Genomic DNA, 13,580 nt, shown 5'->3' on the forward strand with positions numbered 1-13,580 from the left:
TTCGTCCGATTACGCTTCGCTAATCGAACCTACGTGGCTGACTGTTTTTCCGTCAATCTAATCGGCATGGGGGCGATCATATCCCCGGTGCCGTTTTATCCCCTCTCCCGTTGGGAGAGGGCCAGGGTGAGGGGAGCACTCAGGGATTAGATGGTCAGTTCCAACCGGTTGCCTTCGGGATCGAGGAAGGTGCTCTCGTAATAGCCGTCACCGGTCCAGCGGGGGCCGTCCAGGTGTTTGACCTCGGCGCTCTTGAGCAGCTTTAGACGGGCTGTCATCTGATCCACCGCCTCCACGCTGCCGAGGGAGAAGGCGAGGTGGGCCAGCCCCTGTAGCGGATGCGGCAGACTGAGATCCGCCGGAAACAGGGTGGGGCTGTGCATCAGCTCCAGGCTGGCGCCCCCCTCGAAGCGCACGAAGTAGGACGAAAACTGTTTACTCGGGTTGTGGTAGCGCTCATTGGCCTGCCCGCCAAACAGGGTGCAGTAGAATGCCTTGAGTGCCTCCAGATCCTGCGCCCAGATGGCGACGTGATGGATATTCATGGCTGGTCTCCTGTGACTTGATGCCCTTGATGCTATGCTGGGGCCTGCCCCTTCGACATGGCTGAGCCCGTCCTGATGATGTCTGAAACTGCCAACCCTGCTCAATCGGTTACGGCGCAGAGAGAGCGGGTGAGTATCAAGAGCCAACTATGCCACGCTGAGCCGGCGTGAAACGAGAATTCACGGGTCTGCTTATTTCGGGCATAAATAATAAAGCCTCCGAGTCGGAGGCCTGTGTTGATATAACCCGAAAATGAGCGCTTTATTATTTTCTCAAAAACGGCAGCAATACCGTCATCAACTGTTCAGGGCACTCTTCCGTTACAAAGTGACCGCATTCACTGAGCATTGCGCCCTGCAAATTCACCGCTAGTCCCTGCATCGTCTGCTGTGGTGCATCACGGGTGGCATGATCTGCACCTATTGCCAGAACCGGCATCATCAGTTTTTTCTCTGCCCGCTGTTTATTTTGCGCTATGGTTTGCGGAATCGCCCGATAATACGCAAATCCTGCCCGCAGTCCGCCAGGGGAAGAATAAGCATCGATATAGGTTTGTGCTGCGACGCGATCACGACGATAAGACCAGTGGTCAAAAATAAAATTCAGATATTCTTTTTCTTTTCCAGCCGTCAGTGTTTCCGGTAAGTCCTGTACCTGATTAAACATAAAGTGCCAGAGGAAAATATTGTCCTGCGGATCGACAAAGATGGACGGTGCCGGTGCCAGACCTGGAATAACCGCTTCGGTCAATGCGATTTTCTTGATGTCTGCCGGATAGTCACTGGCCAGTGCATATCCAACCCACATACCTATGTCGTGGCCGACAACCGAATATTTTTTATGGCCGAGCTGATTCATCATCCCATGCAATGTGGTCGCCACAGCCCCGGTATCATAACCCCTGTCTGGCCGATCGGAATAACCGGTTCCCGGCGGATCAACCGCGATCGCCATATAGCCTTCGGCGGCGAGTTTGGTCATCACATAACGCCATGCATACCAGGTTTGCGGCCAGCCCGGGATCAGTAACACCGGCTCCCCCTTTCCCGCCGTCACATAATGGATCTTCTGCCCCGCAACCTTGGCATAGTGATGCTGAAAATCGGTCTCATTGACCTGCGCTGTTTCTGACGCCACTGCCGGGCGTTGTGTGTCTGCCCCGACAGCAGCGCCCTGAAATGTGAACAGCATGACTGCCGCCAGCAACGGCTTGATGATGAATGTCCTCATAACCTTTCCATTTGAATTACCTATGAAAATTCATCGCAGAAGGCCATAGACAAGGCGTATGTCCACTGCGATGGCGTCTATTATTTGTCGATCAACAGCGAATAGGGTAAGAGGGCGTCTGAATCTTTGTCAATCACCAAAAAATAATTCTTTGTTAGTCGACAATGAACTGGTAGCCTTTGTCTGAAATGACAGATGCGGAGAGGGTGTTATGGCCGGTAGACCAAGAGAATTCGATCGTGAAGAGGCATTGCGCATAGCAAAACAGGTGTTCTGGCAGCGTGGTTATGAAGGGACCTCCCTCTCTGATCTGGTGGCTGCACTGGGGATTGCTTCTGCACGGATTTATGCCGCCTTCGGCTCAAAGGAAAATCTTTTCCGTGAGGCGATAGCGCTTTATCTGGCTGAAGAGGGGGCTTTTGCTGACGCCGCCCTGTCACAGCCAGATACCCGCCAGGCTATCAAGACACTGCTTGTGAGCGCGGTCGAAGCCTACACCCGTGACGATCGACCTCATGGCTGCATGGTGGTGCTGTCGCTGACCAACTATGGCCGTGATAACGAAGAGATCATGGCATGGCTGGCCGGTTACCGCCGGGAGCGGATAGACGGCATCATAGAGCGCATCCGGCAGGGCGTTCAGTGCGGCGAACTGCCGGAAAATACCGATATACAGGCGCTCGGGGATTATGTGGCGACCCTGTTCCACGGGATCTCCGTCCAGGCCCGGGATGGCGTCAGCCGGGCGCGTCTGATGGCAATGACAGATATCGCCATGCACAGCTTCGATGCCATGACGGCCCTTCCGGGCGCGCAATAAATCTGTTGTTTCTTTCAGGAGAATTTCTGATGTCATATTCAGTGTCTTTAGCCTCGCCAATGCGCGAGGAGTGGATATGCACCTGGCTTTCCAGCTCTCAGCCTTCATCGGGAGACACTTTTCCCTTTCCATCGGATATACCACTAATTAATGGGAGGCAGACACTCCGGCAGTCACTGCGCATCAGTCTGGGCGGTCAAAAGCTGCGGCTGATCTTTTCCAATCGTTATGGCGAACAGCCGATGGTAATAGGCGAGAGCTATATTTCCGTTTCTGATTTGTGCGGTGCACTGCCTGTCACCTTTAATGGGCAAACCGGCGCGATAATCCCTGCGGGGGGCATTCTATACAGCGATGAAGTTTCACTGGATATCCCCTCATTATCGGTGATCAATCTGCGGACATATCTGCCGGAACCGATACCGATTAATACCTTCCACTGGGATGCCCGTCATTTTTCGTTGATTGAGCCGGGTAATCAGGCCATCAGGGAAGAGGCCGGCGACGGTCAGAAAATCAGCTCCCGTCTTCTGGTTGAAAGTGTCCAGGTTCAGCCAAAAGCCGCGTGCCGCACTCTGGTCGTCATCGGTGACTCCATGGTGGATGGTAACGGCGTGGAGATGGACACCTATGGCCGTTGGACAGATATTCTGGCCGAGCGCCTGATGTCCGAAAATATTGCGGTGGTGAATGCCGGGCAGTCGGGTTCCCGGTTACTGAAAGACGGCGTCGGCATCGCTACCTTGTCGCGTTTTGAGCGTGATGTGCTGGCGCAACCCGGCGTCACAAGCTGTATCGTGCAGGTCGGGCTGAATGATATCGGCTTGGCGGGCACGGCACTGGATCCGGATGGTCCGGTGCCGGCGGCAACAGTACTGATCAACGGTTATCGGCAATTACTGCGGATGGCGCGGGAATACAATATCCGGATGACAGGCGTAACCCTGGTACCGCTGCGGGGAACCGGTGAGTATGGTATTGAGCACTTTTATCAGCCTGAAAAAGAGATTGTCCGGCAGGCAGTGAACCACTGGATGCGCACAAGTGGGGAGTTTGATGCTGTGATTGACAGCGACCTGCTGGTACGGGAGCCGGAATCCATTTCGCGGCTCAGCGCGCACTATGATGTCGGGGATCACCTTCATCTCAATCTTGAAGGACATCTGCGGGTCGCACTGTCAGTTCCGTTGACAGTCATCCGGGCTGATTGACCGCTTTTTCCCGCAGGCCTTGAGAGCCCCGCCATGTTGCGGGGCGTCACAACATTTCTCTGGCGGCCAAACCGGGTGCAGTAGAATGCCTTGAGTGCTTCCAGATCCTGCGCCCAGATGGCGACGTGATGGATGTGCATGGCTTGTCTCCTGTGACGCTATGCCCTTGATGTTATGCTCTGGCTTAATCCTTCGACATGGCTGAGCCCGTCCTGATGATGTCTGACACCGACAATCCTGAAGTCATCGACGTCTCCCCCGACTGCCGCGAGCAGATCTGCTGCGACAGCCTGCTGCCCGCCCTCGGTCAGGAGCGGGTCTGGCTGGCGGGCTACTCGCGCCTCAAGACCCGCTATCGTATCGAGCGCCGCCTGGCGGACGTGCACTGCTTTCTGCTCACCCTGGGGGGCGAAGGGGAGGTGCGGCTGGGGGATGGCTTCACGCGGCTGCCGGTGGGGGAGTGGGCCCTGATCCCGGCGGGGGAGCCGCTCTGCTATCGGTTGCCAGAGACGCAGTTGCCAGAGATGCAGTTACCGGAGACGGGGCTAGCAGAGACGCAGTGGCCAGCGCCGGAGCAGCAACAGACGACGGCAAAGGGCGGCTGGGATCTGGTGTGGCTGCTGCTGCACAAGGACTCCCCCTGGGATGCCTTCGCCAGCCGCCCTCGTCTGGGCTGCACCTCCCAGCAGGGGACCCTGCTGCGCACCATCGAGAACCTCTATGCGGAGCAGGAGCGCCATCAGGACCCGCTGCTCAGCGCCCTCCTGGTGGAGCAGCTCGGCTTTTACCTGCGCCGGCTGCTGCAAAAGGGGGAGGGGCAGAGTCGCGGCGAGCGGCTGGCCCTGCGCCTCGAATTGATGCTCAAAGAATCCCTGCCCGAGGGCTGGGACATAGGACGCATGGCCGCCGCCCTGCACCTCTCGGAGCGCCAGCTCCATCGGCTCTGTCAGCAGCACTTCGCGCTGGCCCCCATGGCGCTGCTGCAACGGCTGCGTTTGCAGCGGGCGGCGCTCCTGCTGGCGAGCCGGGCCGACTCGGTGAAGCTGCTGGCTGCCCAGTGCGGCTTCAAGAACGAATACCACTTCTCCACCGCCTTCAAGCGCCAGCACGGGCTGGCCCCGAGCCACTATCGCCGGTTGCATCACCCCGCCTTCAAGGGGCGCTGAGGGCGTCTCAAAAAAAGAGCGGGGCCCGAGGTGTTCCCCGGGCCCCGCAAGCAGCAGTCTGTGTCAGCTGCTGGATTTGATGCTGACGAACTCGGGATAGGCATCGACGCCGCACTCGTGGACATCCACGCCCAGCATCTCTTCCTCTTCGCTGACCCTCAGGCCCATGGTGGCCTTGAGCAGGCTCCAGGCGATGAGGGAGACGGCAAAGACCCAGCCGAAGATGACGGCGGCCCCCAGCAACTGGGCGCCGAAGGTGGCGCTTGCGTTGGAGAAGGGCACCACCATCAGGCCGAACAGGCCGCAGACCCCGTGTACCGAGATGGCGCCGACCGGGTCATCTACCTTGAGGCGGTCGAAGGCGACGATGGCGTAGACCACCAGGGCACCGGCCAGGGCGCCGATCAGGCTGGCGAACAGTGGGCTGGGGGAGGCCGGATCGGCTGTGATGGCGACCAGACCACCGAGGGCACCGTTGAGGATCATGGTGAGATCCGCCTTGCCCCAGGTGAACTTGCTGACCAGCAGGGCGCCGACCACACCGGCGGCCGCGGCGGCATTGGTGTTGACGAAGACGGTACCGATGGCGGTGGCGTCAGCGGCGCTGGAGAGCGCCAGCTGGGAGCCGCCGTTGAAGCCGAACCAGCCCATCCAGAGGATCAGGGTGCCCAGGGTCGCGAGCGGCAGGTTGGAGCCTGGGATGGGGTGGATCTCCCCCTGCTTGCCATATTTGCCACGACGGGGGCCGAGCAGCAGCACGGCGGCCAGGGCAGCGGCGGCACCCGCCAGGTGGACTATGCCGGAACCCGCGAAGTCGGAGAAGCCCGCCTCTTTCAGGAAGCCGCCACCCCAGCTCCAGTAGCCCTCGACGGGGTAGATGAAGCCGGTCATCACCACGCAGAACAGCAGGAAGGACCAGAGCTTCATTCGCTCGGCCACCGCCCCCGAGATGATGGAGGTGGCGGTCGCCACGAAGACCACCTGGAAGAAGAAGTCGGCGTGCAGTGAGTGGCCCGCATCCTCGGCCTGGCTGCCCATCAGGCTGCCAAAGCTCGGCAGCCAGCCGCCAGCGCCGTTGTCCACGTACATGATGTTGTAGCCGACCAGCAGGTACATGACGCAGGCGATGGCATAGAGCAGGATGTTCTTGGTCAGGATCTCGGTGGTGTTCTTGGCGCGGACCAGGCCCGCCTCCAGCATGGCGAACCCGGCGGCCATCCACATGACCAGCACGCCGGAGATCAGCAGGTAGAAGGTATCGAGCGCATAGCGCAGCTCGCTGACGGATGTGATCAACTCTTCCATGTCGTGTTCCTCGGTTCCAGTCGTATCAAAGGGCGTCTGCGTCTGTCTCGCCGGTGCGGATGCGCACGGCGGCCAGCAGGTCGCAGACGAAGATCTTGCCGTCACCTATCTTGCCGGTGTGGGCGGCCTGGCTGATGGCTTCGATGATGGGCTCGACGTTGTCGGCCTGGGTGGCGATCTCCAGCTTCACCTTGGGCAGGAAATCCACCTGGTATTCGGCGCCCCGATAGAGCTCGGTGTGCCCCTTCTGGCGGCCAAACCCCTTGACCTCGGAGACCGTCAGCCCCTCTACGCCGAGGGTGGCGAGGGCTTCGCGAACGTCATCGAGTTTGAACGGCTTGATGATGGCAGTGATTAACTTCATGCAATGTCCCCAATCCTTGGTGGTTCACCAAGACAAAGGCAAATATTGCGCCAAGAATTTTTCTCTATTTATTCAATGATTTATTTAATCGCTGCCCGAGGGCGTAACCGGAGGTGCCCCATTAGGGCAGGGCTGCGCCAAGGGGGGGCACCGCCTCGGTGCAAGGGGACGAGCAGACAAAAGAGGGAAGCCGTGACGGCGCTCAAGACTGGCGGCAGGCCCTGCTGCTACTGTTATTCAGGGGAGCCTGGGGACGGCCGATAACCTTGTCATGACAGGGATTGCAGGCAGGCAGTCGTCATCGGGTAGCCCGGCAGGCGGCCGCATTTTTCAATGATGTTCAACCGCCGGACTCGAGTCACCCGCAGTGGCGCGGGGTAGCAGAACAAGGATGGTTTCCATGCTGCAGGACAATGACACTATCAGGATCCAGGATCTCAATGAAGCGGCCGTACACGGCATTCTTGAGGTCGTCAGCGACGGGATCTGGGACTGGAATGCCAACACCGGCTATGTCTATCGCAATCCGGGCTGGTACCAGATGCTGGGCTATGAGCCGCATTCCCTCGACAACAACGTCTTCACCTGGGAAAACATCATCCATCCGGACGATCTGGCGCGGGTGATGGCCCGCTTCGACGCCTATCTGAGCGGGCAGTCTCCAGACTACAGGGCCGAGTACCGCTGTCGCTGCCGCAACGGCGACTACCTCTGGGTGGAGGACCGAGGCCTCATCGTCGCGCGCAACCCGGACGGCTCCGTGGCCAGGATGATAGGGGCGCACCGGGACATTCATGCCCAGCGGGAGCTCTACGCCCGGCTGGAGCTGCACAATCGATCCCTGGAGCAGCAGGTGGCGGAGCGCACCGCCGAGCTGGAGCGGCTCAACCTGGCGCTCCAGCATCAGGTGGAGGAGAACCGCCGCCTGGCGGAGACGGACTCCCTGACCGGGGCCGCCAGTCGCTATCGGCTGGAGCAGGCCGTCCGGCTGGAGTATGAGCGCGCCCGGCGTTTCAAGGAGCCCTTTGCCGTGATCGCCATGGACGTGGACGACTTCAAGCAGATCAACGATCGCCACGGCCACGGGGTGGGGGATCAGACTCTGATCGACATAGTGCGCCTGACCCGCGGCTCCATCCGCGAGATCGATCTGCTGGCCCGCTGGGGGGGCGACGAGTTCATGCTGGTGCTGCCCAACACCCGTCTGGCGGAGGCCCATGTGGTGGCCGAAAAGCTGCGACAGCGACTGGGCTATGCCAGGGTCAAGGGGGTGGAGCCCATTACCCTGAGCTTCGGTCTGGTGGAGTCCATGCCGGACGAACCCCTGAACCAGTTGATGGCGAGGGTGGACAGGGCACTCTACCGGGCCAAGCTGGCGGGCAAGGATCAGCTCTCTGGCTAGGGGCGCCGCTATCCGTCCCCGGCTGCCCTGTCCAGCCTCTAGTCCCTCTTCCCCCCCGAATGCGGCTTGATCTTGGGATCATCTTGACTCCAATCGAGCTCACTGGTCTGATGCGCGCTCTTTCATTCCTGTGAGATGTATCTTAATGAAAAAGTGCCTTCTGATTGCCCTGACCGCCCTGCCTCTGGTTGCCCACGCCGGCCTGATGGATTCCCTGACCGATTCCGTGACCAGCAGCGTCACCAGCACCGCCAAAGAGATGGCCGGTACTGCCGTGGACAGCGCCTCCAACGAAGCGATCAAAACGGCCCTGGATATCAAGGAAGGCGGCTCCAACAAGCAGGCCATCAAGGACAAGCTGGGCGCCCCGGCCAGCACCAAGACCGAAGCCGGTCTGGAAGTGTGGACCTATGACCTGAGCGCCCTGAACAAGGTATCTCCCGTACTGGCAGAGACCTCCAAGACCCTGTTCAAGGATACCGAAGCCGCTCAGAAGAGCGTCGTCATCAAGTTTGAAGGCGAAACCGTCAAGACCCTGAACCTGGCCGACAAAGCCAAGGCCTGAGTCTGAACGACGTGCATGAAAAAGGGGCCCTAGGGCCCCTTTTTGCTGGCTGGCGTTCGCCATCACACCTTGAAGCGGCGCACCAGGGCCAGCAGCTGGCGATTGGAGCCGAGCAGCGACGCCGCGCTCTGCTCGGTCTGGCTGCCGTTTTGCACCAGCAGGTTCAGCATGTCGCGAATGCTCACCATGTTGCGGTTGATCTCCTCGGTCACCCGGCTCTGCTCCTCGGCGGCGGTGGCGATCTGGCTGCTGAGATCGTGGATCTGCACCACAGAGTCGGCCATGCTGTCGAGCCCGCCGGTGACCTGACCCGTGGTGTCGGCTGCGGCCTGGCAGCTGCGCTTGGTCTGCTCCATGGCGACCACGGCCTCGGCTACTCCCTGGGTGAGGCGCGACAGCATGCTGCCCACCTCGGCAGTGCTGTTCTGGGTGCGGGCCGCCAGGGCGCGCACCTCGTCGGCCACCACGGCGAAGCCTCGCCCCTGCTCCCCGGCCCGGGCCGCCTCGATGGCGGCGTTGAGCGCCAGCAGGTTGGTCTGGGCGGCGATGCCGCCTATCACCCCGAGCACGCTGCCGATCTGCTTGGCATCCTCCTGCATCTCCAGCACCTTGGCGGCGGCGAGATCCACCTCGTCGATCAGGGCCACCACGCTGGCGGAGGCCGAGCCCACCACCTTGCGTGAATTGGCGGCCTGGCCATTGGCGGCCTCGGTGAAGCTGGCCGAGTCGCTGGCGTGCTGGGCCACGCTGTCGGCGGTGGAGCTGAGTTCGGTGAGGGCGGTGACCACCTGATCCGTCTCGCTGGCGTGTTCCCCCAGGATCCGTCTGGCCTGACCGCTCTGCTGATCGAGCTGTGCCAGCTCCCGGGTGATGAGGTCGGTGGCGTCCGTCACCTGCACCATCATCTGCTGCAGGTAGGCGATGAAGCGGTTCACCGACAGGGCTATGTTGTCCAGCTCGTCATGACCCTTCACCTGGATGCGGGCCGTCAGGTCCGCATCGCCGGCGCTGAGGGCATCTATGTTGAGCTTGAGAGTCTGCAACCGGCTGCCGAGCTGGCGGATGGCCAGCACCATGAGCACGAACAGCAGCCCCACCAGGGGCAGCTGTATGCTGGCCAAAGTGGCGAGCACGTCCCGGCTGTCCTGGGTCAGGATGCGGGTCGGCAGGGCGGTGGCGAGCAGCCAGGGAGTGCCTTCTATGGCCTCCATCAGCAGGGTCTGCTCCTCTCCCTGATCCTGGAAGGTTGTGCGCAGCAAGCCCTTGCTCGCGTCCTGGCCGAGCAGGCCGGCGATGGCACCGGCGAAGGGGTAGTCGGCGTGGGCGGAGAGATTGCCGAGCACCACATCGCCGCCGAGGCGGGCATTCTTGCTCAGGATCTTGCCGTCAGCCTCGACGATCATCACCTGGCCGCCGATCTCCTGCTCCTTCCTGGCCACCAGATCGTTGAAGAACCCCAGAGTCACGTCTATGGTCGACACCCCGTACAGGGCGCCGTCCTTGTAGATCCCCATGGCGCAGTTGGTTCTCGGCTGCTGGCTGGCGCCATCCTTGTAGGCGGCGGCCCAGACGCACATGCCGCGGGGAGCCTGCTGACCCGCCTTGTGCCAGGGTTGCTCGAAGTAGTTCGGCGCTTCGGCCGAGTTCCAGTAGGTGTTGGGGATGAGGGCATTGGCCGCGTCCCTGTGATAGAAGGTGCTGAACTTGGCGCGGCCCGCCTCGCGTTTCTCCGGCAGGGGCCAGATGCCGCCGCCGAAGACCATGGCGTTGCCGTATTGATCGATGAGGGCGGGCAGCAGGGCGTCGATCTGCTCGCTCGGCAGCTGGGCCACCAGCTGGGTGATGCTGCGGGACTGGCTCTGCACCCCGTTGAGCTGATCGCGGATGTCGGTGGCTATCTCGCTGACCCGCCGCGCCACATTCTGCTCACCGGCCTTCTGCAGCGCCGGCTTGATCCAGAGCTGGATGCCGATCACCGTCAGGGCGCACACCAGCGCCATGAACCCCAGGAAGACGGCGGTATAACGCCCCTTGATTGTGCCCAGATTCCATCCCATAACGACTCCTGTCCACTGTGGCCGGGGCCTTGCCCGACCCTGTTGTTTGAGCCGCCATTATTAGCCATTTCGAACATAAAACGTTTGTTATCGCTCACATATCCCGGTGCAGGGAGACAGAAAAGTGGCGCCATAGCGGCGTCAGCCGCAGGACAGGGCAGTTGAGCGGACACGAAAAAAACAGGGTGGCCATGGCCACCCTGTCGTTATCTTGCTTGCTTCGTCGTATCGGCTTACTGGTTTGCCTCGGCAAACTGTTTCATCACCTCTGCGTGCTTGATCATGCCGTCGGCACGCAGGCCGAGGTTTTTCACGAACTCCGCCTTCTTGGCCGGATCTTCAATCTTGTCGAAGCGCTGTTGCAGGTGAGCCTGGATCTGTTCCGGGGTCATGTCCTTCATGCGGGCCATCTTGTCGTGGCGACCGCCGTGGTGCTTGCCGCCCATCATGCCGGAACCGTCCATGGGGCAACCGGCCGCCGTGGCCTGGGTCGGCTGGGCGGTGGAGACAGCCTCGCTGGCGGCATAGGCGCCCAGCGGCAGGCCGAGGATCAGGGTGGCGGTCAGCAGGGTCTTGGTCAGCTTTTTCATGGGTAACTCCTGTCGGATGAATACGGGTAGAGGCTCTTTCGCCTTGGTATCCAGTAAACACCGTGGAAGTGTCTGAATTTTGCCAGTTGAAGCCTATTTTGTAGCAGAGTGTGGCATCTTGGCGCTCTGGCACACTTTGACACAACCCGCCCGATTGATTCTCGTATAATCGCCCCAGCTCGATAACGGGAGAGACAATGATGAACCAAAGCAGCCCTCATATTCTGGTGGTCGACGATCACAGCGAGATCCGCGATCTGCTCAAGCGCTTTCTGGAACAACACGGCATGCGCGTCAGCTGTGCCCGGGATGGCAAGGAGATGAAGCGGCTGCTGGACGAGCGGGAGTTCGATCTGCTGGTGCTGGATCTGATGATGCCGGGGGAAGATGGCCTGACTCTGTGTCGCGAGCTCAGGGTGAAGTCCCGTCTGCCCATCATCATGCTCACCGCTATGGGGGAGGAGACGGACCGCATTATCGGCCTGGAGATGGGGGCCGATGACTACCTCGCCAAGCCGTTCAACCCGCGCGAGCTGCTGGCCCGCATCAAGGCGGTGATGCGCCGCACCCAGGCGGAGATCCAGCCCGTCCCCGAGGCTCTGACCCGGGATCTGCGCTTCGATCGCTGGCTGCTCGACATCAATCGCCGCGAGCTGGTGGACGAGGAGGGGGTGGGGATGAGCCTCTCCACCGCCGAATTCGATCTGCTCAAGGTGTTTCTGGAGCGGCCCCAGCGGGTGCTGAGCCGGGATCAGCTGCTGGATCTGGCCCGTGGTCGGGAGGCGGTCGCCTTCGATCGCGCCATCGATACCCTGGTGAGCCGGCTGCGCCGCAAGCTGGAGCGGGATCCCAAGAATCCCGAGCTCATCAAGACCATCTGGGGCGGCGGTTACCTGTTCGCCGCCGACGTGACCCAGGAGTGAGACCGGCATGATCAAGGGCTTCTTCGCCAGGCTGCTGCCCAAGGGGCTGACCGGCCAGATAGTGCTGGTGGCCCTGGCGGGACTGGTGTTGATCCAGCTGCTCAGCATCCAGATCTACCGCTCGGATCGGGAGGAGGCGCTCGGCTACGTCAACAGCCGCAACGCCATGCAGCGGATCATCTCGGTGGTGCGGCTGCTCTCTCTCTCGCCCCCCTCCCTCTATCACGAGATCCTCAAGGCGAGCCGCAGCGAAACCCTGCTGCTGCGCCTCGCCGACGAGCCGCTGCAACCGGACAACCGCAGTCCCCGCTTCGAGAAGCTGGTGCGGGCCAAGCTCGGGTATCCGTCGTCCCTGTCGGTGGAGATCAGCGCCGAGCTGAAGCAGGACATACAGCGCAGCCGGGCCTGGCAACATCACAACCGCATGATGAAGGATCGCAACGGCATGCCGCCGCCCCAGGACATGCGGCTCTATGGGTCCATCCAGTTGCCCAACGGGGGCTGGCTGCAATTCAGCTCCCTGGTGGACAAGGAGGCGGTGAGCTGGTCCTGGCAGACCACCCTCAACCTGTTGCTGGTGGCGAGTCTGGTGATAGGCCTGATGATCTGGCTGTTCCGCCGGGCGACCCTGCCCCTCAAACAGCTGGCCGCCAACGCCGACAGGCTGGGGCGCGGGGAGGACATAGAGCCCCTGCGGGAGGAGGGGCCCACCGAGATCCGCGAGTCCATCCAGGCCTTCAACCGCATGCACACCCGGCTCGATCGCTTCGTGCAGGACAGGACCCGGATGCTGGCCGCCATCTCCCACGACCTGCGCACCCCCATCACCAGCCTGCGGCTGCGCAGCGAGTTTCTGGCAGACGGCGAGGACAAGGAGCGATTCCAGCAGACCCTGCAACAGATGGAGCAGATGCTGGCGGCGACCCTGAGCTTCGCCCGGGAGGAGGGGCAGCAGGAGGCGACCCGGGAGCTGGATCTGGTCAGCCTGCTGGAGAGCCTGTGCGATGACTATGCGGATACCGGTCAACCCGTCATCTGCCTGGCACAGGGCAAGCAGGTCTACGCCTGCCGCGCCAATACCCTGCGCCGGGTGCTGCAAAATCTCATCGGCAACGCCATCAAGTACGCGGGCGGGGCCGAGGTGTCCCTGGAGCGAACCGAATCCGAGCTGCTGATCCTGGTCTGCGACCGGGGGCCTGGCATAGCCGAGGGCCAGCTGGAGGAGGTGTTCAAGCCCTTCGTCCGTCTCGACGAGGCCCGCAACACCGAGTCGGGCAGCGTGGGGCTGGGGCTCGCCATCGCCCGCACCCTGGTACATCAGCACGGCGGCGAGTTGACCCTGCACAACCGTGCCGAGGGCGGCCTGGAGGCCAGGATCAGCCTGCCGCGCTGATAGTTCCC

Annotated in this window: 14 protein-coding genes; 7 read left to right on the plus strand and 7 right to left on the minus strand. The window is 61.5% G+C overall.

Annotation, left to right across the window (positions count from 1 at the left end; translation table 11 throughout):
- Positions 1–146 precede the first annotated feature (146 nt).
- Together WIR04_RS01565 and WIR04_RS01570 are read right to left on the minus strand one after the other, a co-directional pair.
- Positions 147–545 carry a VOC family protein gene (locus WIR04_RS01565; RefSeq protein ID WP_338889990.1) on the minus strand — a complete coding sequence of 133 codons (399 nt, stop codon included), beginning with the start codon at positions 543–545 and terminating at the stop codon, positions 147–149.
- Positions 546–810: 265 nt separating this feature from the next.
- Entirely contained in the window at positions 811–1,776 is a 966-nt protein-coding gene (locus WIR04_RS01570; RefSeq protein ID WP_338889991.1) for an alpha/beta hydrolase, read from the minus strand.
- Positions 1,777–1,987: 211 nt separating this feature from the next.
- On the opposite strand from WIR04_RS01570, the gene WIR04_RS01575 reads away from it, so the two are divergent.
- Together WIR04_RS01575 and WIR04_RS01580 are read left to right on the plus strand one after the other, a co-directional pair.
- Positions 1,988–2,596, plus strand: a complete 609-nt coding sequence (locus WIR04_RS01575; RefSeq protein ID WP_338889992.1) for a TetR/AcrR family transcriptional regulator — start codon at positions 1,988–1,990, stop codon at positions 2,594–2,596.
- A gap of 29 nt (positions 2,597–2,625) precedes the next feature.
- Positions 2,626–3,807 carry an SGNH/GDSL hydrolase family protein gene (locus tag WIR04_RS01580; protein WP_338889993.1) on the plus strand — a complete coding sequence of 394 codons (1,182 nt, stop codon included), beginning with the start codon at positions 2,626–2,628 and terminating at the stop codon, positions 3,805–3,807.
- On the opposite strand, the gene WIR04_RS01585 is transcribed toward WIR04_RS01580, so the two are convergent.
- Positions 3,738–3,947 carry a VOC family protein gene (locus WIR04_RS01585; protein ID WP_338889994.1) on the minus strand — a complete coding sequence of 70 codons (210 nt, stop codon included), beginning with the start codon at positions 3,945–3,947 and terminating at the stop codon, positions 3,738–3,740. The genes WIR04_RS01580 and WIR04_RS01585 overlap by 70 nt on opposite strands.
- Before the next feature lie 57 nt (positions 3,948–4,004).
- Here WIR04_RS01585 and WIR04_RS01590 point away from each other — a divergent pair, with 57 nt between their 5' ends.
- Complete coding sequence (locus WIR04_RS01590) at positions 4,005–4,973, plus strand: AraC family transcriptional regulator (RefSeq protein ID WP_338889995.1); 969 nt, start codon at positions 4,005–4,007, stop codon at positions 4,971–4,973.
- A gap of 63 nt (positions 4,974–5,036) precedes the next feature.
- On the opposite strand, the gene WIR04_RS01595 is transcribed toward WIR04_RS01590, so the two are convergent.
- Together WIR04_RS01595 and glnK are read right to left on the minus strand one after the other, a co-directional pair.
- Positions 5,037–6,278: an ammonium transporter gene (locus WIR04_RS01595; RefSeq protein ID WP_338889996.1), complete on the minus strand. Its 1,242-nt coding sequence runs from the start codon at positions 6,276–6,278 to the stop codon at positions 5,037–5,039.
- Between the two features lie 25 nt (positions 6,279–6,303).
- Entirely contained in the window at positions 6,304–6,642 is a 339-nt protein-coding gene (gene glnK / locus WIR04_RS01600; RefSeq protein ID WP_025328566.1) for a P-II family nitrogen regulator, read from the minus strand.
- A gap of 400 nt (positions 6,643–7,042) precedes the next feature.
- Here glnK and WIR04_RS01605 point away from each other — a divergent pair, with 400 nt between their 5' ends.
- On the plus strand, positions 7,043–8,044 hold the full coding sequence (locus WIR04_RS01605; RefSeq protein ID WP_025328565.1) for a sensor domain-containing diguanylate cyclase: 1,002 nt from the start codon (positions 7,043–7,045) through the stop codon (positions 8,042–8,044).
- A 145-nt stretch (positions 8,045–8,189) separates the two neighbouring features.
- On the plus strand, positions 8,190–8,609 hold the full coding sequence (locus WIR04_RS01610) for a hypothetical protein (protein WP_338889997.1): 420 nt from the start codon (positions 8,190–8,192) through the stop codon (positions 8,607–8,609).
- A gap of 62 nt (positions 8,610–8,671) precedes the next feature.
- Here WIR04_RS01610 and WIR04_RS01615 read toward each other — a convergent pair whose 3' ends face one another.
- Positions 8,672–10,666 carry a methyl-accepting chemotaxis protein gene (locus WIR04_RS01615; RefSeq protein WP_338889998.1) on the minus strand — a complete coding sequence of 665 codons (1,995 nt, stop codon included), beginning with the start codon at positions 10,664–10,666 and terminating at the stop codon, positions 8,672–8,674.
- A gap of 233 nt (positions 10,667–10,899) precedes the next feature.
- The gene (locus WIR04_RS01620) at positions 10,900–11,256 is read right to left on the minus strand and encodes a hypothetical protein (RefSeq protein WP_307766303.1); all 357 of its coding nucleotides are present in this window, start codon (positions 11,254–11,256) and stop codon (positions 10,900–10,902) included.
- Positions 11,257–11,456: 200 nt separating this feature from the next.
- Between WIR04_RS01620 and WIR04_RS01625 the strand changes: the two genes are divergently transcribed.
- Both WIR04_RS01625 and WIR04_RS01630 read left to right on the plus strand, forming a co-directional pair.
- On the plus strand, positions 11,457–12,179 hold the full coding sequence (locus WIR04_RS01625) for a response regulator (RefSeq protein WP_338892424.1): 723 nt from the start codon (positions 11,457–11,459) through the stop codon (positions 12,177–12,179).
- Between the two features lie 7 nt (positions 12,180–12,186).
- A complete protein-coding gene (locus tag WIR04_RS01630) occupies positions 12,187–13,572 on the plus strand; it encodes an ATP-binding protein (RefSeq protein WP_041204391.1) in 1,386 nt (461 codons plus the stop codon).
- Positions 13,573–13,580: the final 8 nt, after the last annotated feature.

Source organism: Aeromonas rivipollensis, assembly GCF_037811135.1.
Lineage (GTDB): Bacteria > Pseudomonadota > Gammaproteobacteria > Enterobacterales > Aeromonadaceae > Aeromonas > Aeromonas rivipollensis.